The following is a 22,520-nucleotide window of genomic DNA, read 5'->3' as shown; positions in this document are numbered from 1 at the left end:
GCATATGACTTTTTGGGTTGAACTTCTGGTATCCATACTGCTGCTGATCGGCGGCTTCTTTGTGCTGGTAGGCTCGGTCGGCCTGAGTCGGCTGCCCGACTTCTATACCCGCCTGCATGCACCGACCAAGGCGACCACGCTTGGCATGGGCGGAATTCTGATCGCCTCCATGATCCTGATGAGTTATGAACAGGGCTATCTGAGCCTGCATGAGCTGCTGATTACTCTGTTCCTGCTGATCACGGCTCCGGTGACGGCTCACATGCTGGCAAAGACCGCGCTGCACCATGAAAACCGCGCCTTGAAGCGCACCCGCTCGCTGCACCTGATGAAACAGGCCCGCGAGCAACAGGCGCCCTCTGCAGCAAACGAGCATGAGTGACCCTCAAGCACCACTGCAGCAGGCCAACCTGGAGTGGCAGGATGGCGTGCCAACATCCACTCTGTTTGAAGATATCTACTTCAACCGCGCCGGGGGCGTGGCGGAAACGCGCCATGTTTTTCTGGATGCCAACGAGCTTGAGCAGCGATTCAGCGAAGCCAGCGGTGCCCCTTTCGTGGTGGCCGAAACCGGTTTTGGAACCGGGCTGAACTTTCTGTGTTGCCGCGCACTATGGCTGCAACAGGCACCAGCAGAGCAGCAACTGCACTACATCTCCTGTGAAAAATATCCGTTAAGTCCTGCCGATCTCAAACAGGCGCTGTCGGGCTTTGCCGAATTCAGCGATGGGGCCGAGCAGCTTCTCAAAAGTTATCCACAGCCGGTCGCCGGAGCCTATACCCTCGTGTTTGATGCGGGCCGTATTCTGCTGACACTGCTGCTCGGAGATGCGCTGGAGACTCTGCCTCGGCTCGATGCCCGTGTGGATGCCTGGTTTCTGGACGGTTTCGCCCCGGCACGCAACCCTGAACTCTGGAATGAGCAGCTGTTCAGTGAGATTGCCCGCCTCAGCCGACCGGGCAGCAGCTTCGCCACCTTCACCGCAGCCGGAATCGTTCGACGCGGTCTGCAGGAGGTCGGTTTCGAGGTCAACAGACGCCCTGGCTTTGGCCGCAAGCGGGAAATGCTCAGCGGTCGGATGACTCTCGCGCCTTTTGACGCCACACCGGCAGATACTCCGATCTGGTTTCAGCGCCCGGCACCGGCACTCACGGACGATCCGATTCTGGTTATTGGGGCCGGCATCGCCGGTGCTTCCACCGCATACGCACTGGCATCGCAGGGCTACAAGGTCATTGTACTGGAACGTCATGCAGCCCCGGCGATGGAGGGTTCAGGCAACCCTCAAGGGGCTCTGTATGCCAAACTGCCGGCCAGCCCCACCGTACACAGCCGTTTTCATCTCAGCGGCCTGGTTCATACCAGCGCGTTGTTGGCTACGTTGAGCGAGGAGCACCCCGAGTTGGGCCAGTGTTGCGGTGTACTGCAGCTGGCTCTGACCGGTAAGGAAGCCGAACGGCAACAGCAGGTCATCGAACAGGCCGCCTACCCCGACTCTCTGGTGCATGCCGTGGATGCGGCAACCGCCAGTGAGCTGGCAGGCATCAAAACCGGCGAGGGCGGGCTGTTTTTCCCCACCGCAGGCTGGATAGCGCCTGCCCGGCTATGTGAGCTGCTGCTGTCACACCCCAATATTGAGTGCCACTACAACACGCCCGTTGAGACACTTGAGCGTCGTTCCGGACGCTGGCACCTGGGCAACAGCGGATTCAGTGGCGAGCAGGTAGTTGTCTGCTGCGCCAGCCAGGCCGTGAGGTTTGCTCCACTGGCACAGTTGCCGCTCAAACCAATCAGAGGGCAGACCAGTCAGGCTTCTGCACCGGCCCGGCTCCCCCCGTTGAAAACGGTCGTCTGTGGTGAGGGCTATGTCTCCCCCCCGCTGAGCGGTGAGTACTGTTTCGGTGCATCATTTGTACTGCATGACAGCAATGATCAGGTACGACAGGAAGAGCACCGGCACAATCTCGACATTCTGCAGCGGGCGCTGCCAGAACTGGGTCAGGCCCTGCAGCAGCAGTCGCTTGAGGGCAAGGTCGCCTTTCGTTGCAGTACACCCGACTATCTGCCGCTGGCGGGTGCGGTAGCGGACCACGACGCTTTCATCGAGACCTATGCCAAGCTGCGTGATGATGCTCGCTGGCCTTTCACCGCCCGACCTCCGTTGCAGCGCGGACTCTTCGTGAATGTGGGCCATGGATCAAAAGGGCTGCTCAGTGGTCCAATCTGTGGGCAGTTGATCGCGGCACTGATCAGCGGTGCGCCGTTGCCGCTTGCCGCTGATCAGGTCCGGGTCCTTAACCCGGCGCGTTTTATGGTCAAGAATTTGATCCGCAAGACGCTATAATAAGAATGCCGGCATCCTCCGGCACTGGCGGAGTAGCAGTTTATGGCACTTGTCATCTACGATCAGGGGTATCGGATTCAGACGCCGGTCGAATCTCTGTTTCGTCCCCGCGGGGTGGAAGGTCTGACTCAGAGCGTCAACAGTGCTGCCGTACCGGGTTCTGAAGACCAGATTCGTCAGCAGCAGGATCTTGAGCAGCGCATACAGCTATCAAAGGAACGCTTTCAAGTTCCCGGTGAAAGCTCGGGCAAGGCTTCGCACAAGGCCTACCAGGACGCCAGCACTGCCGGTGACAAGCCCAAAAAGCCGCAAGGGCTGAGGGCGGCGCAGATCATGACCAGCCCCGTGCTCACCATTCCGCCGGAAACCAGTCTGCGTCAGGCCTGGGCCCTGATGCAGGAACAAGAGGTCTCACACCTGATGGTGGTGGATGCTGACGAACGGGCACTGGGCATCATATCAATACACGACATCATGCAACGTGGCACCGACTCTCCCATCAGCGTCACCCAGGCCTACCACCGTCAAATGATCGCGGCTTCACCGGATACGGAAGTGTCCAGTATTGCCGCCAGCTTTGTGCGTTACCCCATCGGCGCCATTCCGGTTATCGGACGTGACGAGAAGCTGGAAGGCATTGTGTGTCGCACGGATCTGATCAGAATGCTGATCAATGACGGCCACGTAGAGAGCTGGGCCTGATCAATCCGGCGGCAGCTCAGGCCTGACGCCTGGACGGGGTGCGGACGCACGACGTGCATCACGTTCCAGATCGCGTTCGGGGCCCGGCCTGTCATCTCTCTGGCCACCAAACAGCCTGGCCAGAAACCCGAACACCTTTTTCACCCCACGCCAGAGCTTCGGCAGCAGCCAGATCAGAAGCAGGATAAACAGTATGAGCCCACCCAAAAACCATAACGGGTGGTTAAGTGCCGTCCAGAGCCCTCCGATTACCAGCAGGTCTTCACTGAATGACGCGACCCAATTGCTGACCGGCTCGGGGGAAGTGTTGATCATGACCCGGCTGCCTGCCTTGAGTGCATGACTGCCTGCGGCCACTGAAGCGCCGGTCAGGGCTGCTGCAAGCCCAACAGCTGGGCTCAGCTCACCCACGGCACCTGCCGCCAGAGCGGCTCCTGCAGGGATACGAATAAAGGTGTGCAGGGCATCCCAGCCGGTATCGACCCCGGGCGTCTTGTCAGCGAAAAACTCGACACAGTACATGAAGCCGGCCGCTATCAGCACCAGTGGATCAGACACAATCTCAAGTCCGGGCGGCAGGCTGATATGTCCCATGTTGTTCAGTACACCCAGCATGAGCACCGTGGCATAGAGGTTGATGCCACTGGCCCAGGCCACACCCATCGACAGGGCGATCAGGGTACTGATCTGATCCAGTTGCTCCACTCACCTATCTCCTTGCTGCCCGGTTCAGTGATCGAACTCAGGCAAACGTTCACGTGGGACAATGTTGCACTGACCGGTGCTTTCACTGAACAGCAGCAGAGCTTCACCGCTGATCAGCTTCAGTCGAATCTGGTCTGCCTTTTGTGCCAGACTGAGTTCCTGTTCACCATAGTCGGTGCCGTCACGACTGACAAACTCCTCCAGCAGATTCTGCAGCGTATCCGGGTCAAGTGACTGCCAGGGAACAATCATGCCTTTTCCCAAGTCTGCAGCTGGGTCACAAACGCATCCTCATCCAGTACTTCAACACCCAGCTCTGTTGCCTTGTCCAGCTTGGAGCCGGCCCCCGGACCAGCCACCACACACTGGGTCTTGCCGGAGACGGAGCCACTGACCTTTGCGCCCAGTGCCAACAGGCGCTCCTTGGCTTCGTCCCGCGTCATGGTTTCAAGCGTCCCGGTCAGCACCCAGGTCTGCCCGGCCAGTGGCTGGGTGGAGCCGGTATCAGAGGGACCCTCGCACTGCCAGTGCATGCCAAAGGCCTTGAGCTGCTGCTCCAGTGCCCTTGCCTGCTCACACCAGTCAGGCTCGGCCAACTTCTGTGACAGGCCGCTACGCGCCTTTTTACTCAGCTTGGTAACCGATTCCAGTGTCTCGGCATCTGCCTGCAGAAGAGGCTCCAGTGCCTGGAAGTGATCGGCCAGAGCCGTGGCACCGGTTTTGGCCACTCCCGGTATGTCCAGCCGCTGCAGCAACATTGGCAGGCTGATGGCGCCCTGCAGCGCTGCTGCAATATCGGCCTCCTGATGAAGCTCAATGCCCTGTGCCAGCAATGCATCCATCACCTGCCGATTATGTTCATCCTGCATGAAGTTATGGATTTCATATGCCACTTCCAGCCCGATATCCGGCAGCCAGGTCAGCAGCAGCGGCACTGCCTGACGCAGTCGTTCAAGAGACCCCAGCTGCAGCGCCAGCGTGCGCGCCGTACCTTCCCCCACTTCCGGAATCCCAAGCGCGTAGATGAAGCGGGCCAGCTCCACGCGGCGGCTGGCCGCAATGGCGCTGTACAGTTTTTCGGCTGACACCTGTGCGAAACCTTCGAGCCCGAGCAGGTCTTCCACCTGTAGTCGATACAGGTCAGCCGGAGACTGTACCAGGCCACGTTCAACCAGCTGCTCGATGTTCTTTTCGCCCAGCCCATCGATGTCCATCGCCTTGCGCGAGACAAAATGGATCAGGGCCTGCGTCAGCTGGGCACGGCATGAGAGTCGACCGACACAGCGGTAGATGGATCCTTCACTGACCTGTTCGCGCCCCTTGCCTCGCTTGATCAGCCGAGTACGCTCCACATCCGACCCACATACCGGACAGGATGAAGGGATGCTGATGCTCTGTTCAGTGCCATCGCGACGCTCCTTCAATACCTGTACGATTTGCGGAATGACATCACCGGCACGGCGTACCGTGACCCAGTCACCGGCATGCACATCAAGCCGGGCGATCTCATCCATGTTATGCAGAGTTGCGTTGCTAACGGTGACCCCACCCACAAATACCGGCTCCAGTCTGGCGACCGGTGTGATTGCCCCGGTTCTGCCGACCTGAAACTCAACCGCCTTGAGGCGAGTAATCTCTTCCTGAGCCGGAAACTTGTGCGCAATGGCCCAGCGCGGGGCACGGGCGACATAGCCCAGTGCTTCCTGCTGATCAAGCCGATCCAGCTTGAATACAATGCCATCGATGTCGTAGGGCAGCCGGTCACGCTTATCCGCCAGTAAACGGTAACTTTCCCGGCACCCCTCCAGTCCATCCACACGCCGCATTTCCGGGTTGACCTTCAGTCCCCAGCGGTTGAGCTGTTTCAACCGCTCGATATGGCTGTCGGGCAATTCACCACCGTCAACCACACCGGTGCTGTAACAGCAGAACTCCAGCGGCCGCCGAGCCGTAACAGCCGGATCCAGCTGACGCAGACTGCCGGCGGCCGCATTACGCGGATTGACAAAGGTCTTTTCATCGGCGGCGCGCGCCTGTTCATTGAGTCGCTCGAAACCGGCTCTGGGCATGTAGATCTCGCCACGCACTTCAAGCCGTTGTGGCCAGCCTTCACCCAGCAACCGCAGAGGCACGCTGGGAAGGGTCCGTACATTGAGGGTGATATCCTCGCCTGTATAGCCATCGCCACGGGTAGCGGCGCGTACCAGCCGACCCTGTTCGTACAGCAGGCTGACCGCCAGACCATCCAGCTTCGGTTCACTGACAATGGCCAGCGGTGCATCGGCACTCAGCCCCAGACGCTCACGGGCACGGCGGACAAAGGCAGCCATCTCGTCATCACTGAAGGCGTTGTCCAGCGACAGCATGGGCTGCTCATGACGCACCTCGGCAAAGCCTGAGTCCGGCTTTTTCCCGACCCGCTGTGTCGGTGAGTCTTCACTGATCAGCTGCGGATACTCCGCTTCCAACTCCTTGAGCTCATTAAACAGCCGGTCATATTCCGCATCCGGAACACTCGGTTGGTCCAGCACGTAATAACGGTAGTTGTGTTGTTCGATCTCGGCGCGCAGCTGCTCAGCACGGGTCACAACGGATTCAGGCAGGGTCATGGAGTCTGGGTCTGGTCAGAGGTGAAACGAAAGCGGGTATCAGTGTACCCGCCGGGTGCGGTTGTGCATCTCGAACTCGCGAATGCGCTCGCGATAGTGTTCCTTGGTTTGCGGACGCATGACGGAACGATCTTCATCCAGCAGATCGCCGTCAAGGTGCTTGGCCAGCGTTTCGGCAGTCGCCAGCATGCATTCATAGGCGTTCATCGGATCATCCGGTTCGCTCATGGACATGAAAAAGGACACGGCCGGCGTTTGCAGTGATTCGAGATGAGCTGGATCGAAGGTGCCCGGCGCTACAGCATTGGCCATGCTGAATTGCACGGCGGCATCAGGCGTGTCGGTTTCACTGCGGTGATAGATCGACATTTCGCCCCACTCCATGCCACAGGCCGTTACGATCTTGTGCAGGGCTGGCCCCGGCAGCAACTGACGGTTACGGCCAACGACCGTGATCACCAGAACGTGCTCGGGATCGGGTGCACTGCGCAATCCGGGTCGTGGCTTTTCAGGGGCGGAAGCCTCTGATGCTGCAGCGGTGGAGTCCGCCGCAGTATCGGGTATCTCCTCATCCAGGCCCAGCTCAGTACTGCTGAACAGGGATTCATCCGGCTCCGCCGGCAGCTCAGTGGCTGTCAGCCCCTGCAGGGGGTCGTTGTCAACGCTGCGGCGGGCATCCGTTTCCGCCTGCTGGTCCAGTGAGCGTTTATAGGCCGCAAGGGTATCGTCCGGCAGATCGGCTGCATCAGGTGAGGGTACCTTATCGAACAGGATCGGAATCGGCTGCTCAAAATCCAGTTCCATGCGGCCATCCAGAGTGTTCTTGTCCCGGTTATGGCCCTCGTCATGCTCGCTGTCGCAATCAAGTGAGCCACCCTGCAACTCGCCCTGCTCGACGGCACGCAGCAGCTCCGGATCCTCGTCAATGGTTTGCTGTACCGGTACAGGTGTCGAGTCGTCCTCGGCCATTGATCTCTTTCTGTTGCGTACCTGACGGGCGCGGGCCGGCTCGGTATCGGCAGGGATATCATCAAACAGCGGATCCATCTCACTGAGTTCTGCCTGTACCGCCGTGGCAGCCGGTGGCTGTTGCGTATTTTTTGGTTGAGCAACCGGCTCGTTGAAGACCGGTTCGCGCCGCACCGGCTTCGATGCGTTGCGTGCCGTGGTTGTTTCAGGCTTCGCTGCTGTTGCCGTCTGCTCCGTGGTTTCCTGTGCAGCCTCCAGACTGCGCCGCCGGGCACCACCATTAGGCAGCTCAGGATTGTGCTGCTGCGACTCAGGTTCGCCCAGCTCTGAAAGAGTACGGTCAATTTCCAGACGCAAACGATTGCGGTTGGCACTCACACGGCGCCAGCCGTCAATCAGAATCAGCACTACGATCAGTATACCGCCGATGATGAGCCATTCGCGCAGACTGATATCCATACCCTTGCCTTTTACCCTGTTGGATTTTCGCCAGAAGGTTACTGTACCACCTGGTCGATGATCAGTGTAACTGCCTCGTCACCCTGACGAGTAGAAACCTGCAACGGACGGCTTTCGAGATCACCGCTGCTGGCCTGAGGTTGGCCGGAAAGACTGATCCGGGCCCCCACTTCAACCTGATCATGCAGTGACAAGCGCGCCTGGGGCATCATCGCCATGCTGTCATCCAGTACCACCTCCACTGGCAGGTCCGATACCGTATAGCGCGCGGCTGCCAACGGCATGCGACCGCCTACCGGCCGTGCGTAGATGAATACGACCTGATCCGGCTGCGCCTGTTCGGCCAGCTGGGTTGACAGAGAGACCCGCAGTTTTACTTCAGCCTGTGCAGCCTGCTCGATATCCGGAACCGGCTCACCTCGCGCCTCCAGCTCGGAGCGTGCACGCTCGATACCGCTGCGAAGAGAGTCAGCCGCCTGCCCTTCGGCACCGGCCAGAGCCTTGCTCCAGTGCTCAATGGCCGCATTGAAGTCCTGTTGTTCAAAGGCATCAATGCCGAGCAGCCCCAGCGCCGCAATTTCGGTCGGGTCAATGGCCAGAGTTGCATCGATCTGAGCACGCACCTCATCCGTCATCCGCGCCTCACCGGCAAAGTAAAGTGCCTGCGCCAGCTGTCCCATCACGCTGGCGTACTGCGGCGCATCCTGTGGCAGCACCTGAAGCAGTTCACGGAACGCTTCTGCACCACCGGCATAGTTGCCCATGCTCATGTAGGTATTGGCCAACAGGTACCAGCCTTGCGCGTTATCCGGATTTGCCGCCAGCTCACGCTCCAGCCCGGCAACAGCCTGCTCAAGAGTCATCTGTTCACCTTGAGAGCCTTGGCTGGCCGGCGCATTGAGCGCCAGAGCCAGGTCGTCGGCACGGCCAAGATGGTTGTAAAGCCCCAGGGCAGCAGCCGGGATCATCAACGCCAGCAAGGTGACGGTGACCAGCTGTGCCTGGCCAACCCGAGCCAGGGGCTTGCTCCGCTTTGGCATATCCTCTGCGTCGATCAGCAGGTTGCGCTCCAGCTCAAGCTTCAGGGTGGCAAACTCCTCCGCTGCCAACGTTCCCTGCTCGCGCTCGGACTCCAGCTCAGCCAGGCGTTCACGGAAAATGTCGATATTCTGCTGCTGACGGTGCGTAGCCTCTGATTTTGCCAACTGCTGGTGACGCACCAGCGGCCAGAATACACAGGCCAGGGCAATCAGTGTCAGGACAGCGATGCCGATCCACAATGTGCTCATTTATCTGAATCCTGTTGCAGTAACTTCTTCAGGCGCTCGGCTTCGTCCGGGTCAAGACCCGGCTCCGGCGTATACTCGCCCGTCCGGTTGGCTGACTGGCTGATTCGATCCGCTTCCTTTCCGGTGGTGGATCCAGCCTGCTGGCGACGATTGCGACTGATCAGCACAACCGCCAGCACACCGACGCCCAGCAGAATAAAGGGACCGTACCAGAGCAACCATGTCACCTCATTCACCCGCGGACGGTAGAGTACAAAATCACCGTAACGGGTCACCATGAAATCGATAATGCTCTCATTGGGTTCCCCCTGTTCCAGCATACGATACACTTCACGCCGCAAGTCTGCCGCCAGCGGCGCATCGGAATCAGCAATGTTCTGATTCTGACACTTGGGGCAACGCAGCTCTCCGGTCAATTCGTGAAACCGCTTCTCATGCTGTTCGTCACTGAATTCATAAGCGTCGATTGTCGCCTGAGACAGCCCCGGCAGCATCAGCAGCAGAGTCAGGAAGAATGCTCTCATGGGGTGTTCTCCTGCTCCACACTTGCCATCACCTGTTGCAGGGTCTGCCACACATCGGCATCAACGGCACCCACATGGCGGTAACGAATACGTCCAACCGCATCCAGCACATAGGTTTCAGGCGCACCATAGACACCCAGATCAAGTCCCAGTGAACCATCCTGGTCCAATACCACCGCTTTGTAAGGGTCCTTGTAGCGGCGCAGCCATTCACGGGCTTTCGCCGGATCATCCTTGTAGTTGATACCGTATATGGTCACACCCTGCTCAAGAGCGAGCATATTCAGAAAATCATGTTCCTCCTTGCAGGTCGGACACCAGGTCGCCCACACATTGAGCAGAGCGACTTCGCCCGTCAGATCCGCTTCTGTCAGGGTACGTTCGGGATCCGTCACCGACGGCAGACTGAACTGCGGCACCGGGCGCTTGTTTTTTGCCAGCTCGGAGGGCAGCTCCCGGGGATCAAGATAAAGACCGACCCAAAGAAACACCCCAAGCAGGATGAAAACCAGCAGCGGAACGAAAACCAGTATCTTGCGGTTGTTCATCTCAAACCCTCATGCGTCAGCCTGCGCCGCTGCCGGGCGCAAACGTTTACGGTAACGCGGATCGGAAGCGGCCAGCAGACCACCGGCGGTCATCAGCAACCCACCCAGCCAGAGCCAGCGCACATAGGGCTTGTACTGCATGCGAACAGCCCAGGCGCCATTCTCGAGCGGCTCGCCGAGGGCCACATACAGGTCACGGGTAAAGCCGGGATCAATCGCCGCTTCGGTCATCACATTGCCGCGTGCTGTGTAGAGTCGCTTCTCGGGCTGCATGAAGCCATAGGGCTCGCCCTTGTGCAACACCCTGATCTGCCCCTGGTCAGAGGTGAAATTAGGGCCTTCCACATGCTTGCTGCCTTCAAACACGAAGGTGTAATCACGGAAACTCAGGGTATCGCCCGGCTGCATGCGCAGATCTCGCTGTTCGGTATAGACCGATACCAGAGCGACGCCCACGACCGTAACGGCCACACCCACATGCGCAAGCACCATGCCGTAGTAGCTGCGTGTTTGCTTCAACAGACCTTTCAGCTTCTCGCTGCGGTGGCGCAAACGGTTGTACAGATCACGCATGCCAGCCAGTACCACCCACCAGGACAGCACCAGCCCCAGCACTACCCAGGGATTCAGCTCACCGGCATAGAGCCAGGCACTGCCTGCTCCCAGCACCAACGCCAGCACACCCGGTAGCCAGAGCTGTTGCACCATCAATAAAAACGGCGTTTGTTTCCAGCGGCTGACGGCACCAAACCCCATGGCCAGCATCAGGATCGCCATCAAGGGGTTGAACAGAGCGTTGAAATAGGGCGGCCCCACAGACAGCTTACCCAACCCCAGCGCATCAACAATCAGCGGATAGATGGTACCCAGCAGTACCATGGCGCAGACAACGACCAGCAGCACATTGTTCACCAGCAGCATGCTTTCACGGGACATCAGGCCAAAACTTGACTCACTTTTCATCTGGCCTGCACGCAGTGCATACAGCAAGAGGGAGCCACCAATGACAATCACCAACATGATCAGAATGAACAGACCACGCTCCGGGTCAGAGGCAAAAGCGTGTACCGATGTCAGTACGCCAGAGCGCACAAGGAAAGTACCCAGCAAACTCAGTGAGAAAGTGAAGATTGCCAGCAGTACCGTCCAGCTTTTGAACACCCCACGCTTCTCGGTCACGGCCAGACTGTGCATCAACGCTGTACCGACCAGCCAGGGCATGAGGGATGCGTTCTCAACCGGATCCCAGAACCACCAGCCGCCCCAGCCAAGTTCGTAATAGGCCCACCAGCTGCCCAGCGCAATGCCAAGGGTCAGGAAAGCCCAGGCAACGGACGTCCAGGGGCGTGACCAACGCGCCCATGCCGCATCAAGCCGGCCACTGAGCAGAGCCGCAATGGCGAATGCAAAGGAAACGGCAAAGCCCACATACCCCATATACAGCATGGGCGGGTGAACAATCAGGCCAAAGTCCTGCAGCAGTGGGTTGAGGTCTGCCCCCTCCTGCGGGAAACCGGGCAAATAGCGTTCAAACGGGCTGGAAGTAAACAGGATAAACAGATAGAAACCGACCGATATCAACCCCATCACCGCCAGCACGCGGGCAATGATGTCCTGTGGAAGATCGCGGCTTTTTACCGCTACCGCCACTGTCCAGCCCGAAAGAATCAGCGCCCACAACAGCAGGGAGCCTTCATGACCACCCCAGACCGCACTGAGACGGTAATACCAGGGCAGTGCCGTATTCGAGTTGCTGGCCACATAGACGACAGAGAAGTCGTTATCCAGAAAGGCCCAGCTCAGACACAAAAAGCTGAACAGCGTGAACAGAAACATACCCTTGCTCAGCGGACGTGCGAACCCCATCCAGAGGACATTACCTCGGCTTGCGCCGACCATCGGCACCACTGTCAGCAAGACGGACAGGCACAGCGCCAGAATCAGTGCATATTCACCCAGTTCGGGAAAGATCATTTATTGAACTCCTGTCCCTCAGGCATCGGCATCTTGCCTGCTTTGGCCAGTGCATCAGCCACTTCAGGCGGCATGTAGTTTTCGTCATGCTTGGCCAGTACTTCAGCCGCATTCAGTACGCCACGCTCATTCAGCGTGCCCTGAGCCACAATGCCCTGCCCTTCACGGAACAGATCCGGCAGAATGCCGACATACTCAACCGTCACGGTCTTGTCATAATCGGTTATATCAAACTGTACGAACAAAGAGTCGGGATCACGTTTGATACTGCCATCCACTACCATGCCACCGGCACGGATACGGGTATTCTGAGGCGCCTCACCCGATGCGATCTGGGTGGGTGAGTAGAACAGATTGATGTTCTGATTCAGTGCAAAAAGCGTCAGCCCTACGGCCACGCTTACACCTGCCAGAATGAAGATCACGATCATCAGGCGCTGTTTGCGTTTTGGGGTCATGCGGTTTCCTCCCGGCGCAGGCGGCGTTTTTGCTCCGCCAACAGACGGTTACGGCTCAATTTCGGCAGGATCAGGTTGGCTGCAATCACGCCAGCCCCCAAACCGTAGCTGAGCCAAACGTAGAGACCATGTCCACCCATGGCCAGAAACTCGGAGACACTGTTAAAACTCACCTGAACCTCACTGCTTATTCAGTAGTTCGCGAACCCAGCTGGCACGACGCTCGCGCCAGATTATTTCGTTACGCAGCCGCTGCATCAGGCTGACGGCAAAGAAGCAGTAAAAACCAATCACCATCACCAGTAGCGGCAGCCACATCTCCGGCGGCATGGCCGGCTTTTCTGTCAGCTTGAACGTGGCGGGCTGATGCAACGTGTTCCACCACTCCACCGAATACTTGATGATCGGAATATTGACTACCCCTACCAGCGCCAGTACGGCAGATGCCTGAGCAGCAGTGGACTCGTTTTCGATCGCAGAGTTCAGTGCCATCACGCCCAGATAGAGAAAAAGCAGAATCAGCATGGAGGTCAGACGTGCATCCCAGACCCACCAGGAGCCCCAAGTCGGCTTGCCCCAGATTGCGCCGGTGGCCAGCGCCAGTACAGCCATGGAAGCACCGATCGGCGCGGCCGACTTGAGCACCATATCGGCCACCTTCATTTTCCAGATCAGACCGATGGCCCCGGCAACCGCCATCAGCATATAGGCCGACTGCGCCAGAATGGCCGAGGGCACATGCAGATAGATGATGCGGAAACTGTTGCCCTGCTGATAGTCCGCCGGGGCAAACAGCAGTGACCAGACAGTCCCCCCTGCCAGCAGTATCAGGGTTGCCAGCAGAAACCAGGGCAACAGACGTCCGGTGATCTGGTAACACCACCGAGGTGAAGCAAGCTGGAAGAACCAGCGCGGCAACCATTTTTTGTCAGCCATAGTCTCTCTTCTTGTTAACTACTGATTGAGATCCGCAATGCGGCCGCAACAGCCAGTGGCGCAAGCGCAAGCGCAAGTGCCAGCAGCGCCCCCAAAAGCGCGAGGTACCCTCCCAGCGGCAACCCCGTTACGGCAGCCTGCACAGCACTGGAGCCAAAAATCAGTACCGGAATATACAGCGGCAAGACCAGCAGGGAGATCAGCACACCGCCCTTTTTCAATCCAACTGTCAAAGCGGCGCCAATGGCTCCCACCAGACTGAGCGTGGGTGTCCCCAGAAGCAGGCTCAGCATCAGCCCCGGCATCCCTTCCGCCGGCAAAAACAGCATCACGGCCAGCAGGGGCGCCATCACTGTCAGTGCCAGCCCGGTCATACACCAGTGAGCACTGACTTTCGCCAGCACCACCACAAACAGGGGTTGAGGGCTGAGCAGCAACTGCTCCAGCGAGCCATCCTCATAGTCCGACCGGAACAGGGCATCCATCGACAACAGGGTAGCCAGCAGGGCCGCCACCCATACAACCCCGGGTGCAAGCTGAGCCAGAAAACCGGGTTCAGGACTCACCCCCAGCGGGAACAGCGTTGCCACCATGAGAAAAAAGATCAGCGGGTTCGCCAGATCACTCTTGCGCCTGAACGAGAGTAGAAACTCACGCCGCATGGTGGCCATAAACAGCGCCAGCACTGACACCTTCTGCATATTCTCGGGGTTAGTCCCTGTGCTCATGCTGAAGTTCCCGCCAGCTGATCAAGATTGATTTTACGGACCGGCCCCTCGATGCCCAGCTCATGATGCGTCGTCAAAATCACGCTGCCACCTCGGCGGGCATGCTCAAGCAGCAGTTTTTCCTTGGCTGCCACCCCTTGCTTGTCGATCGCAGTAAAGGGTTCGTCCAGAATCCAAAGCGGCGCACGGCTGAGATACAATCTGGCCAGACTGACGCGCCGATTCTGTCCGGCCGAAAGCGAATGGCAGGGAACATCTTCGTAACCGCGCAGACCAACCTGCTCCAAAGCCGCCTGAATATCGGCTGCGGCAATACTGGGTTGCAGGGCCGCATACCAGCGCAGGTTTTCTTCAGGCGTCAGTACCGCCTTGACCCCTGCCTGGTGACCAAAATAGAGCATCTCACGGCAGAACTGTTCACGCACGTCCTGAACCGGGTCGCCCCGCCAGAGAATCTCGCCTTCATAACTGCGTGACAGGCCACAGAGAATACGCAGCAACGTGGTCTTGCCGCTGCCGTTCTGACCCTCGATCTGAACGATTTCGCCGGCAGACAGCGCAAAACCAAGCTGACTGAACAGTACCCGATCATCGCGTTCACAGTACAACTGACTTACTTTGAGCAGGGGTTCAGACAAGCCTCTATCCTTCAAAAATCGCCGAGCTGGCCGATAGCACATTAAGGCGCCATTATATACAGATAGAGACTTGATCGTCAGGTTCCAGATGCAATATCAGGGAGTCATGCGGTGTTAACACCCTCCACCAGTCCGTCCACACCTTCAGCCGGTACCAGCAAGGGCGGCGGGATCGACAGTCCGCTACCCGCTGCCGGGCGTGAGCTGGCTGCAACTGTTCGCAGCGTGGCCGCCAACGGCGGTAATGGTGATGTCTTCCGCATCCAGGTGGAGGTCAACAGCCGCCTGCTTGAACTGACTACCCGTGCCCCACTGGCACAGGGGGATCGTATCATTCTGCAACGGGGGAATACGGGGGAATTGCAGATTCGTCTGCCTGTGCCCACCCAGCCGACAGTACAGGGCAGCACCACCCCGCCTTCACCAAGCGGCATGCTACTGCAACTGGCCTCGACCGACAGTGCTCGCCTGCAACAACTGCTACCCCTGAACGTACCTCGAAATGCACAGGTAACCGGGTCAGAGCCCGTTACCGCGCGCCAGCCTGCCACTGCAGCCAGCCCTCAACCCGGAACAGGAGCGGCGCCAACCGAAGCGGCTGCCAGACCGACCACAGCATCCCCACAGCCACCACCCGGCGGCAAAGCCCCCCAAGGGACCGTTCAAGGCAATGCAGCTGCTGGGGGGAATAGCAACCCGGTGCAGGGTCAGACACCGCCGGCCAGCGGTGCGCCAACACCTGCACGCAGCGAAAGTACTGCCACGCAGGCAACCAGCGACTCACGTCAGCCGGTCGGCGCAGCGGCGCGACAACAGGCCTCCCCGGGCCAACCCTCTTCTGCGGCACCATCACCACTGGCCACTCAGACAAGTACCCCGGTGGCAGCAGGCCCTCAGGCTCAGGTCTATTCGGCTCAGCTGCAATCATCCGCGGCCGGCCAGGTCAGTGCCCAGCCCGCCACGGCCGCACCAGCCCCTCAACCCGCTGCACAGGCAGCGTCAGCTGCAGTTGATACTCGGCCAGTCCCTGCACCAACTGCGCAAACGGCCGCACCCAATACCGCGGCCAATACCCAGGCTGCCAATCCCCCATCAGTCGACAGCGCACCTCGCGCACCGGGTACCCCTGCTGCACCTGCCGCCGCAGCTGCACAGACTGCACAGACTGCCCAAACCGCCACTCAGCCCGGCGTCAGCCACACGGGACAGGCTCTGCTGCAGACACTTGGCAAGCAGGCCCCGGTGCAGGCAGAAAACCATATGATTCGGCTTAACCTCAACAGCCAGACGCTCAACCTGATCAGTCCCAAACCCATGCTCAGCGGTCAGCAGGTGATACTGACTCGAGTGGGTGAACAGCAGGTTAACCTGCAGCCGGCACCCTCCCCCTCAACCCCTGCCCAAGAGGTCACGGCACAGCAGCAGATGCAGCAGGCCCTGCGCGAAGCCCTGCCACGACAGATCCCCTTTGGAGATGCGCTGAACCAGCTGGTGCAGCTGAGCCAAAGTCCGGCGGGTCGAAGCCAGGGCGCCATTGGCCAGCTGGTGCAGTCGATGTTGAGCATGTTCTCTGTCAGCCCCGGCAGTGCCGATGCGGAGCAGGCGATTCAACGCAACCTGCAACAGGGCGGTCTGTTGACCGAATCAAGGCTGGCCCAGGGTGGAGGTGCCGAGCGCGGCACAACACCAGACCTGAAACAGCAGTTGGGCCAACTGCTTAAGGCGGCAGAGCAGCTGCCGCCGGATGCTCGCCAGCAAATGACACGTCTGGTTGATGCCCTGCAGGCGCGCAGTACCACTCAGCAGGTCAACAGCCTGCAGGCGTGGAAAGAACAACCGGACGGCACTCAGGAGCGTGTCTACCGCCTTGATCTGCCGATCCGTCAGGCTGATCAGCACGACAACGCGGAGCTGACCATTACGGAGCAGCGCAGACGCAGCAGCAGTGGTGAACCTGAGACCCTTTGGGGTGTCGCCCTGCATTTTGATCTTGAGCAACATGGCAGTGTCGATGCTCGCTTAAGTTTGAGTGAAGGCTGGCGTTTGCAGGTACAGCTCTGGGCCGAACAGGCCTCTACCCTGCGCCAGATTGAGCGCCGTCTGGATGAGTTCAGCGATGGTCTGCATCGCAAGGGGTTTCTGGTGGAGACATTGCAGGCACGACAAGGCCGCCCAAGCCAACCGGAGCTGACTGATGTTCAGCGCCGACTTGTGGATGTACACACATGAGTGAGCATGACCCGAAACGCAGTGCCGTAGCACTGCGCTATGACCAGGGAAAAGGGACCGCACCGAAGATAGTGGCCAAGGGCCGAGGCCTGATCGCCGAGCAGATACTGGCACTTGCCCAGGAGCATGATATCCATATCCATGAGAGCCCGGAGCTGATCGAGGTACTGATTCGTCTTGAGCTGGGTGAGGAGATCCCCGAAGCGCTGTATCGCGCCATCGCGGAAGTGATTGCCTTCGCCTATGGACTCAAGCAGTCGGGCAGCACCACCTAGTGACGCTGATGCTGCTCCGGCAACATTTGAGTGGAGTGGAGTTCGCGGTGCAGCAGGGCCATCAACTCCGCTTCAGGGCGACCGATACCGCAGTTGCGTACCAGATCATCCACCGATGCCCCCATCTCCATGAGTTTGGCGGCCTGATTGTAGGCCAACACGCCCGGATCACGGTTTTCCAGCTCCTGCTGTTTCTCAACAGTTATGTTGAGCGTTCGCTCGATCGCCAGCAGGCGTTTGCCCATGCCGATGGAACCGTTGGTCATGGCGCGAATCTCATTGCGCAGGACATTGATCAACGCCTGTTGCTGCCGCTCCTGGCGCTTGATGCGCACCAGCACATAGACGCAAATCATCGCTGACAGTACAGCTGTCAGTGTCAGCACAAGCAACAGTATCGACGTATATTCGGCCACACCCGGTCCCAGCCCAGTTAGCAATGTTCACGCACAGCCGGTCAGTCTACCCCATCTGTCTCAACGGTTCACGGCCTTCAGGCACTGCAGGCTTCAAACTCAAGCAACAGTTGATCAATATCCAGTATGGCACAACGCTCCGGCATGTAGGTGCCCAGCAACCATGAACGGTGGCTTTTGTCCTGATGCCAGTTGATCTGACGGGTATCGACGCGTACCGACTTGACCAGTTCATCACAGGCAATGGCCCAGCGGCGGCCCTTCAGAATAATCACCTCGGTATACTTGGAGTATTCCGGCTTGTAACGCTCCGGTATCAGCCAGCGAGCAGTGTCCACCACCCGAGTCCAAACCGGCTCTTCACCGAAACGGCCCAGCATCCAATCAGGCCCTTCCAGGCTCAGAGAGAGAGACTCCAGCTGCAGAGCGCCTTCCACATAGTCGAACGGCACTGCCAGCTTCAAGCCGTGCATATCAAGCAGTATGCAGTTCATCTCCCCGCCTGAAGCCACCTTCGGTATAACGGGTTCAGGTTCAGGTTCAGGTTCAGGTTCAGGTTCAGGTTCAGGTTCAGGTTCAGGTTCAGCAATGACAGTGACTTCAGACTCGACCTGGGGCAACGCTTCCTGAACAGGCTCTGGCTCTGGCTCTGGCTCTGGCTCTGGCTCTGGCTCTGGCTCTGGCATGATGCTGACCTCAGGCTCGGCCTGCGGCAACGCTTCCTGGACAGGTTCGGGTTCAGGCAATGTCTGCTCGCTGTCCTGCATAACAGGGTCAGTGGGTGTGGTGTCTGTCGTTGTCGGCGCAGCTTCAATCGCATCCTCTTCCGCTTCAACGACAGGTGCATGCGCCTCTGGCTGTTCCACTGGCTGTTCCGCTTCAGGCACCTGTGAATTCACGACGCCCGGCTCAACCCCAGGCTCTGTAGCCGGCTCGGCGGTTTCTTCTGTTTCAGCCGGGATTCGATCTTCCTCAGCTTGAGGGTCGTGCAACAATGCCTCAAGGTACTCGAATACGACTTTTTTCTGGTCTGCCATCAGCTCACCCCTGTTTACGCCGTTCCAGCAGGCTGCGCAGAAGGCGTGCATACGCGTGCACGCCACGGCTGCCTGCATCGAGTGACGACGGCACCAGCCCTTTCAGACTGGCATTTCTGAATTTGGTATCAACCGGTACGACCGCATTGGAAATATGATCAGGGTAGCGGTGGTGCAGCTCGCGCAGACTGCTCACGGATGCCTGAGTACGACGGTCGTAAAAAGTGGGCACGATGGTATAGGCAAGCTTGTTCTTGCGCGCACGGTTGATCATTTCAATGGTTCTGACCATCCGTTCCAGCCCCTTGAGGGCCAAAAACTCGGTCTGTACAGGCACCAGCAGGTGATTGCAGGCCGCCAGCGCATTGACCATCAACACCCCCAGCACAGGCGGGCTGTCCATGATCACAAAATCATATTCGGTTTTCAGATGACGCAACGCTTTCGCCACCTGCAGCCCCATGCCTTCCTGGGCAACAGCCTTGCGTTCAAGCGTGGCCAGCGCGGTGGAGGCCGGAATGAGCTTGATGCTTTCATGGGAGGTATCGAGAATCAGGCCGTGCACCCGCTCGGAATCCACCTGAATCTGTTCGAACAGGTCGTAAACGCTGTGCTCAAGCTCATCCGGATCATAGCGGAAATAGCTGGTCATCGAGCCGTGGGGGTCCAGATCCACCAGCAGAACCCGATATCCGACCTCTGCCAGCAAGCCTGCCAGGGTAATGGCGGTTGTCGTCTTGCCCACCCCGCCCTTCTGATTTGCGACTGCCCATACCTGCATCGTTATTGTTCCTGTTGTTGCTCCGGTCGTGCCTGCCGAAACAGAATGCCGGACTCAGTATCGACCTGTTCCAGTGTAGGCGGTTCGCCTGTCTCTTCGTTCTCGTCTGTGGTCAACAGTGCCCGCACTGCATCTTCACTGACACGCTGACTGCCAAAGGCCTGTACCAGGCGTCGGACACGCTCGTCACGTGCGATCACGATCACCAGACGCCGGTTGCGCTGCCGTCCCTCTTCGGTACGGTTGCTGTAGGCGGGCTGGTACTCACCGTAACCGACCGCCGCCATCCGCACAGGATCCACGCCCTGCAGCTGCAGCATGCGGACCACTGCCGCTGCGCGGGCCGCTGACAACTCCCAATTGGACGGGAAACGGTCGGTACTGATCGGCCGGTTATCCGTAAACCCTTCCACATGTACGGGATTATCCTTGCCGGCAGCAAGTGCAGCAACCTGCTGCAACAGCGGCTCCGCCTCGATTACCGGCAGCGAATCGCCACTTTCAAACAGCAGACTGGCATTGAGCTCAATGGCGACCCACAACGCGTTGCCGGTCACCTGCACACTGCCGTCCTCAATCCAGTCGCGAAACTGCTCCTGGGCCTGTCGCTGCAACTGCTCCAGTGCCTGCGTCTGCTCTGCGTCCGGCGACTGTACGGTTACCGGCGGTGCCTGCAGCTGCTGTCCGCGTTCAGGCAAAAGCCCCTCCCCTCCGTCCGGGGATACGACCCGGCCACTGCCCTCAGCCCGAAACACCTCGGACAGGGATTGGGCCAACTGTCGGTACTTCTCTTCGTGCACACTGGACAGACCATACATCACCACAAAAAAAGCAAACAGCAGAGTGACAAAATCCGCCCAGGATATCATCCAGCGATCCGTACGCAGGTCCGTCTCAGGCCGGCGACGTCTTGGCATCAGACCGCTCCAGGTAGCCCTGCAGGCGCAATTGTACGTTCTTTGGCCCCTGCCCTTCCGCGATGAACAAAAGCCCTTCGAGCATCATCTCCTGATATAGACTTCGACTGTCAATAATCTGGCGCATCTTGCCGGCAAGCGGCAGCAGCAGTAAATTGGCCAGCGCAATACCATAAATGGTTGCCACAAAAGCAGTGGCTATACCGGCGCCGAGCAGGGTCGGATCTTCCAGATTCACCATCACCTGAATCAACCCCAGCACTGCACCGATGATACCGAGAGTCGGGGCATACCCCCCCATGCTTTCAACGACCCGAGCGGCCTGATAGTCTCGCTGTTCCTGAGCCACCAGCTCTACCTCCAGCGTGGCACGGATCAGCTCAACCGACTTGCCGTCGGCCAGCAGCTGCAAACCGTTCCGTATCAGTGGATCCTCAACTCCGGCCAGCTCATGCTCAAGCGCCAGCAGCCCCTTGCGACGAGCCGTGATGCACCAGTGCACCAGTTGGCCGATACCGTCTGCATGGCGCGGCTGAGGATCGCGCAGGGCCAACTGCACCAAATGCAGAGTACGCAGCAGCAAGTTTTTGGGTGTTTGTACCAGCGCGGCGCCACAGGTCCCGCCCAGCACGATAAGCGCGGCTGGCAGATTGAGCAGCTCCTGCAGCTGGCCGCCTTCAAGGTAGTTGGCCCCCAGGATGGCGACCGTACTGAGCAACAGGCCCAGCAGCACCCACATCAGCGCGAACCTCGTCCCGCCAGCAACGGGCCGATATCATCCAGATCAAGGATCGCATCCGCCAGTCCAGCATTGATGACCGCCTGAGGCATTCCGTAGATGGTGCAGCTTTCACGGTTCTGCGCCCACTGGGTAGAGCCGGCCTGCTTCAGCAGGCGTGAACCATCACAGCCATCGGCCCCCATCCCGGTCAGAGTGATGCCCAGTACCTTTGCGCCATAGGTTTTGGCTGCCGAGGCATAGGTTACATCGGCGCTGGGTTTGTAGGTCAAACGTTCGTCACCCGGCAGGATACGCACCCGATCGGTTTGTTTGGAGTCAATGATCATCTGCAGCCCACCCGGTGCAAGCAATGCCTGCCCGGGCTGAAGCCGATCGCCGTCTTCCGCCTCCTTGACACTGATGTGACACTGCTGATTCAGCCGCTCGGCAAACACCTGAGTAAAGGTCTTTGGCATGTGTTGAACCAGCAGAATGGGGTAGGGGAAATTCGCCGGAAGGGCCGTCAGTACCTTCTGCAGGGCAGCCGGACCACCGGTGGAGGCCGCAATGACCACCAGTTTGCAGTCCGGAAAACGTACCCGTGCAGCCGGTGTCGTGGCGGCGCCCGCGGGCTCCCGGGCAGGTGCCGGAGCAGCCGTTGGCGCTGACACCGGACGCTCACGACGTGCATTCAGGCCATCCGATACCGAGGGACGAGCCGGCTCGGCTGCGGGTGTACGGCCAGATACGGCAGAGCGACGGGGTGGAGGTTCGGGGTCATCCGGACGGAACACCATGGTGGTGCCCGGCTTGGCCTTACCCGGGAAATCACGTTCAAAAACGGAACTGCGCTGAAAACGACGGCTGCGGCCCAGCGCAACCAAACGATCGATCAGCTGGCTGCGCACATTGCTGCCCTTGTCCATCCAGGCGCGAATATCCTTGGGCAGATAGTCGGCTGCACCGGCTTCGAGGGCCTGCAGGGTCACACGAGCCCCCTCGTGGGTAAGCGAAGACAGCATCAGCACATTGGTGGGTGCTTCGCGCATGATGATACGGACCGCTTCAATGCCGTTCATTTGCGGCATCTCCACATCCATGGTGACCACATCAGGACGCAGCTGCTTTACCTTTTCGACGGCCTCGCGTCCATTCACGGCCGTACCGACAACTTCCATCCTGGGGTCATCGCTCAACATCTCTTCGATGCGGTGGCGAAAGAAGCCCGAGTCATCGACAATCAACACTTTTACCGGCATA

The 22,520-nt window shown here is 59.1% G+C and carries 24 protein-coding genes; 5 read left to right on the top strand and 19 right to left on the bottom strand.

The annotated features are described in order from the left end of the window. The first annotated feature begins 4 nt into the window (after nt 1–4). Genes ABIE60_RS14025 through ABIE60_RS14015 form a run of 3 tightly spaced genes read left to right on the top strand, consistent with a single transcriptional unit; the run spans nt 5 to nt 3,047 of the window. Nucleotides 5–382: a Na+/H+ antiporter subunit G gene (locus ABIE60_RS14025; protein ID WP_354470145.1), complete on the top strand. Its 378-nt coding sequence runs from the start codon at nt 5–7 to the stop codon at nt 380–382. Beyond that, nucleotides 375–2,345 carry a bifunctional tRNA (5-methylaminomethyl-2-thiouridine)(34)-methyltransferase MnmC2/FAD-dependent 5-carboxymethylaminomethyl-2-thiouridine(34) oxidoreductase MnmC1 gene (mnmC, locus tag ABIE60_RS14020; protein WP_354470144.1) on the top strand — a complete coding sequence of 657 codons (1,971 nt, stop codon included), beginning with the start codon at nt 375–377 and terminating at the stop codon, nt 2,343–2,345. The genes ABIE60_RS14025 and mnmC overlap by 8 nt, the downstream gene beginning before the upstream one ends. A gap of 42 nt (nt 2,346–2,387) precedes the next feature. Next, nucleotides 2,388–3,047 (top strand): CBS domain-containing protein, encoded by a 660-nt coding sequence (locus ABIE60_RS14015; protein WP_354470143.1) that lies wholly within the window; start codon nt 2,388–2,390, stop codon nt 3,045–3,047. Here the strand turns inward: ABIE60_RS14015 and ABIE60_RS14010 are convergent, their stop codons facing one another. The 13 genes from ABIE60_RS14010 to ccmA are packed head-to-tail and all read right to left on the bottom strand — an operon-like array spanning nt 3,048 to nt 14,884. Further along, nucleotides 3,048–3,752: a DUF4126 domain-containing protein gene (locus tag ABIE60_RS14010; protein ID WP_354470142.1), complete on the bottom strand. Its 705-nt coding sequence runs from the start codon at nt 3,750–3,752 to the stop codon at nt 3,048–3,050. A 24-nt stretch (nt 3,753–3,776) separates the two neighbouring features. Then, nucleotides 3,777–4,004, bottom strand: coding sequence for a YheU family protein (locus ABIE60_RS14005; RefSeq protein WP_354470141.1), 228 nt, complete (start codon nt 4,002–4,004; stop codon nt 3,777–3,779). Beyond that, complete coding sequence (ligA, locus tag ABIE60_RS14000) at nt 4,001–6,361, bottom strand: NAD-dependent DNA ligase LigA (protein WP_354470140.1); 2,361 nt, start codon at nt 6,359–6,361, stop codon at nt 4,001–4,003. The genes ABIE60_RS14005 and ligA overlap by 4 nt, the downstream gene beginning before the upstream one ends. 39 nt (nt 6,362–6,400) lie before the next feature. After that, the gene (gene zipA / locus ABIE60_RS13995) at nt 6,401–7,789 is read right to left on the bottom strand and encodes a cell division protein ZipA (protein ID WP_354470139.1); all 1,389 of its coding nucleotides are present in this window, start codon (nt 7,787–7,789) and stop codon (nt 6,401–6,403) included. Nucleotides 7,790–7,827: 38 nt separating this feature from the next. Further along, on the bottom strand, nt 7,828–9,078 hold the full coding sequence (ccmI, locus tag ABIE60_RS13990; protein ID WP_354470138.1) for a c-type cytochrome biogenesis protein CcmI: 1,251 nt from the start codon (nt 9,076–9,078) through the stop codon (nt 7,828–7,830). Further along, nucleotides 9,075–9,602 (bottom strand): cytochrome c-type biogenesis protein, encoded by a 528-nt coding sequence (locus tag ABIE60_RS13985; RefSeq protein ID WP_354470137.1) that lies wholly within the window; start codon nt 9,600–9,602, stop codon nt 9,075–9,077. The genes ccmI and ABIE60_RS13985 overlap by 4 nt, the downstream gene beginning before the upstream one ends. After that, complete coding sequence (locus tag ABIE60_RS13980; RefSeq protein WP_354470136.1) at nt 9,599–10,150, bottom strand: DsbE family thiol:disulfide interchange protein; 552 nt, start codon at nt 10,148–10,150, stop codon at nt 9,599–9,601. The genes ABIE60_RS13985 and ABIE60_RS13980 overlap by 4 nt, the downstream gene beginning before the upstream one ends. A 9-nt stretch (nt 10,151–10,159) precedes the next feature. Next, a complete protein-coding gene (locus ABIE60_RS13975; protein ID WP_502914967.1) occupies nt 10,160–12,121 on the bottom strand; it encodes a heme lyase CcmF/NrfE family subunit in 1,962 nt (653 codons plus the stop codon). Then, nucleotides 12,121–12,582 carry a cytochrome c maturation protein CcmE gene (gene ccmE / locus ABIE60_RS13970; RefSeq protein WP_354470134.1) on the bottom strand — a complete coding sequence of 154 codons (462 nt, stop codon included), beginning with the start codon at nt 12,580–12,582 and terminating at the stop codon, nt 12,121–12,123. The genes ABIE60_RS13975 and ccmE overlap by 1 nt, the downstream gene beginning before the upstream one ends. Further along, nucleotides 12,579–12,755 (bottom strand): heme exporter protein CcmD, encoded by a 177-nt coding sequence (gene ccmD / locus ABIE60_RS13965; protein WP_354470133.1) that lies wholly within the window; start codon nt 12,753–12,755, stop codon nt 12,579–12,581. Before ccmD ends, ccmE begins: the two co-directional genes overlap by 4 nt. Nucleotides 12,756–12,762: 7 nt before the next feature. Further along, nucleotides 12,763–13,518: a heme ABC transporter permease gene (locus ABIE60_RS13960; RefSeq protein WP_354470132.1), complete on the bottom strand. Its 756-nt coding sequence runs from the start codon at nt 13,516–13,518 to the stop codon at nt 12,763–12,765. Nucleotides 13,519–13,532: 14 nt separating this feature from the next. Then, a complete protein-coding gene (ccmB, locus tag ABIE60_RS13955) occupies nt 13,533–14,219 on the bottom strand; it encodes a heme exporter protein CcmB (protein ID WP_502914966.1) in 687 nt (228 codons plus the stop codon). 23 nt (nt 14,220–14,242) lie between these two features. Beyond that, nucleotides 14,243–14,884, bottom strand: coding sequence for a cytochrome c biogenesis heme-transporting ATPase CcmA (gene ccmA, locus ABIE60_RS13950; RefSeq protein ID WP_354470130.1), 642 nt, complete (start codon nt 14,882–14,884; stop codon nt 14,243–14,245). A gap of 111 nt (nt 14,885–14,995) precedes the next feature. Between ccmA and fliK the strand changes: the two genes are divergently transcribed. Together fliK and ABIE60_RS13940 are read left to right on the top strand one after the other, a co-directional pair. After that, entirely contained in the window at nt 14,996–17,113 is a 2,118-nt protein-coding gene (gene fliK / locus ABIE60_RS13945; protein WP_354470129.1) for a flagellar hook-length control protein FliK, read from the top strand. Beyond that, complete coding sequence (locus tag ABIE60_RS13940) at nt 17,110–17,388, top strand: EscU/YscU/HrcU family type III secretion system export apparatus switch protein (protein ID WP_354470128.1); 279 nt, start codon at nt 17,110–17,112, stop codon at nt 17,386–17,388. The genes fliK and ABIE60_RS13940 overlap by 4 nt, the downstream gene beginning before the upstream one ends. Here ABIE60_RS13940 and ABIE60_RS13935 read toward each other — a convergent pair. The 6 genes from ABIE60_RS13935 to ABIE60_RS13910 all read right to left on the bottom strand — a co-directional run bounded on the left by ABIE60_RS13935 (nt 17,385) and on the right by ABIE60_RS13910 (nt 22,519). Then, nucleotides 17,385–17,804 carry a DUF2802 domain-containing protein gene (locus ABIE60_RS13935; RefSeq protein WP_354470127.1) on the bottom strand — a complete coding sequence of 140 codons (420 nt, stop codon included), beginning with the start codon at nt 17,802–17,804 and terminating at the stop codon, nt 17,385–17,387. The genes ABIE60_RS13940 and ABIE60_RS13935 overlap by 4 nt on opposite strands. A 77-nt stretch (nt 17,805–17,881) precedes the next feature. Next, on the bottom strand, nt 17,882–18,841 hold the full coding sequence (locus tag ABIE60_RS13930; protein WP_354470126.1) for a chemotaxis protein CheW: 960 nt from the start codon (nt 18,839–18,841) through the stop codon (nt 17,882–17,884). A gap of 4 nt (nt 18,842–18,845) precedes the next feature. Then, nucleotides 18,846–19,622, bottom strand: a complete 777-nt coding sequence (locus tag ABIE60_RS13925; RefSeq protein WP_354470125.1) for a ParA family protein — start codon at nt 19,620–19,622, stop codon at nt 18,846–18,848. 2 nt (nt 19,623–19,624) lie between these two features. Further along, nucleotides 19,625–20,539, bottom strand: coding sequence for an OmpA family protein (locus ABIE60_RS13920; protein ID WP_354470124.1), 915 nt, complete (start codon nt 20,537–20,539; stop codon nt 19,625–19,627). Beyond that, nucleotides 20,517–21,278, bottom strand: a complete 762-nt coding sequence (locus ABIE60_RS13915) for a flagellar motor protein (RefSeq protein ID WP_354470123.1) — start codon at nt 21,276–21,278, stop codon at nt 20,517–20,519. Before ABIE60_RS13915 ends, ABIE60_RS13920 begins: the two co-directional genes overlap by 23 nt. After that, the gene (locus ABIE60_RS13910) at nt 21,278–22,519 is read right to left on the bottom strand and encodes a protein-glutamate methylesterase/protein-glutamine glutaminase (protein WP_354470122.1); all 1,242 of its coding nucleotides are present in this window, start codon (nt 22,517–22,519) and stop codon (nt 21,278–21,280) included. The genes ABIE60_RS13915 and ABIE60_RS13910 overlap by 1 nt, the downstream gene beginning before the upstream one ends. Between the last annotated feature and the right edge of the window lies 1 nt (nt 22,520).

It is taken from the genome of Marinobacterium sp. MBR-109 (assembly GCF_040547565.1).
Lineage (GTDB): Bacteria > Pseudomonadota > Gammaproteobacteria > Pseudomonadales > Balneatricaceae > Marinobacterium.
Note: the sequence above shows the minus strand (reverse complement) of the source record. Positions and strands in the feature narration are given on the sequence as shown.

Excerpts from the sequence above, each read along its gene's own strand:
- ABIE60_RS14025 (WP_354470145.1), top strand. The coding sequence starts at position 5 with ATGACTTTTTGGGTTGAACTTCTGGTATCCATACTGCTGCTGATCGGC.
- mnmC (WP_354470144.1), top strand. The coding sequence starts at position 375 with ATGAGTGACCCTCAAGCACCACTGCAGCAGGCCAACCTGGAGTGGCAG.
- ABIE60_RS14015 (WP_354470143.1), top strand. The coding sequence starts at position 2,388 with ATGGCACTTGTCATCTACGATCAGGGGTATCGGATTCAGACGCCGGTC.
- ABIE60_RS14005 (WP_354470141.1), bottom strand. The coding sequence starts at position 4,004 with ATGATTGTTCCCTGGCAGTCACTTGACCCGGATACGCTGCAGAATCTG.
- ligA (WP_354470140.1), bottom strand. The coding sequence starts at position 6,361 with ATGACCCTGCCTGAATCCGTTGTGACCCGTGCTGAGCAGCTGCGCGCC.
- zipA (WP_354470139.1), bottom strand. The coding sequence starts at position 7,789 with ATGGATATCAGTCTGCGCGAATGGCTCATCATCGGCGGTATACTGATC.
- ccmI (WP_354470138.1), bottom strand. The coding sequence starts at position 9,078 with ATGAGCACATTGTGGATCGGCATCGCTGTCCTGACACTGATTGCCCTG.
- ABIE60_RS13985 (WP_354470137.1), bottom strand. The coding sequence starts at position 9,602 with ATGAGAGCATTCTTCCTGACTCTGCTGCTGATGCTGCCGGGGCTGTCT.
- ABIE60_RS13980 (WP_354470136.1), bottom strand. The coding sequence starts at position 10,150 with ATGAACAACCGCAAGATACTGGTTTTCGTTCCGCTGCTGGTTTTCATC.
- ccmE (WP_354470134.1), bottom strand. The coding sequence starts at position 12,582 with ATGACCCCAAAACGCAAACAGCGCCTGATGATCGTGATCTTCATTCTG.
- ABIE60_RS13960 (WP_354470132.1), bottom strand. The coding sequence starts at position 13,518 with ATGGCTGACAAAAAATGGTTGCCGCGCTGGTTCTTCCAGCTTGCTTCA.
- ccmB (WP_502914966.1), bottom strand. The coding sequence starts at position 14,219 with ATGCAGAAGGTGTCAGTGCTGGCGCTGTTTATGGCCACCATGCGGCGT.
- ABIE60_RS13940 (WP_354470128.1), top strand. The coding sequence starts at position 17,110 with ATGAGTGAGCATGACCCGAAACGCAGTGCCGTAGCACTGCGCTATGAC.
- ABIE60_RS13930 (WP_354470126.1), bottom strand. The coding sequence starts at position 18,841 with ATGGCAGACCAGAAAAAAGTCGTATTCGAGTACCTTGAGGCATTGTTG.
- ABIE60_RS13925 (WP_354470125.1), bottom strand. The coding sequence starts at position 19,622 with ATGCAGGTATGGGCAGTCGCAAATCAGAAGGGCGGGGTGGGCAAGACG.
- ABIE60_RS13920 (WP_354470124.1), bottom strand. The coding sequence starts at position 20,539 with ATGCCAAGACGTCGCCGGCCTGAGACGGACCTGCGTACGGATCGCTGG.
- ABIE60_RS13915 (WP_354470123.1), bottom strand. The coding sequence starts at position 21,278 with ATGTGGGTGCTGCTGGGCCTGTTGCTCAGTACGGTCGCCATCCTGGGG.
- ABIE60_RS13910 (WP_354470122.1), bottom strand. The coding sequence starts at position 22,519 with ATGCCGGTAAAAGTGTTGATTGTCGATGACTCGGGCTTCTTTCGCCAC.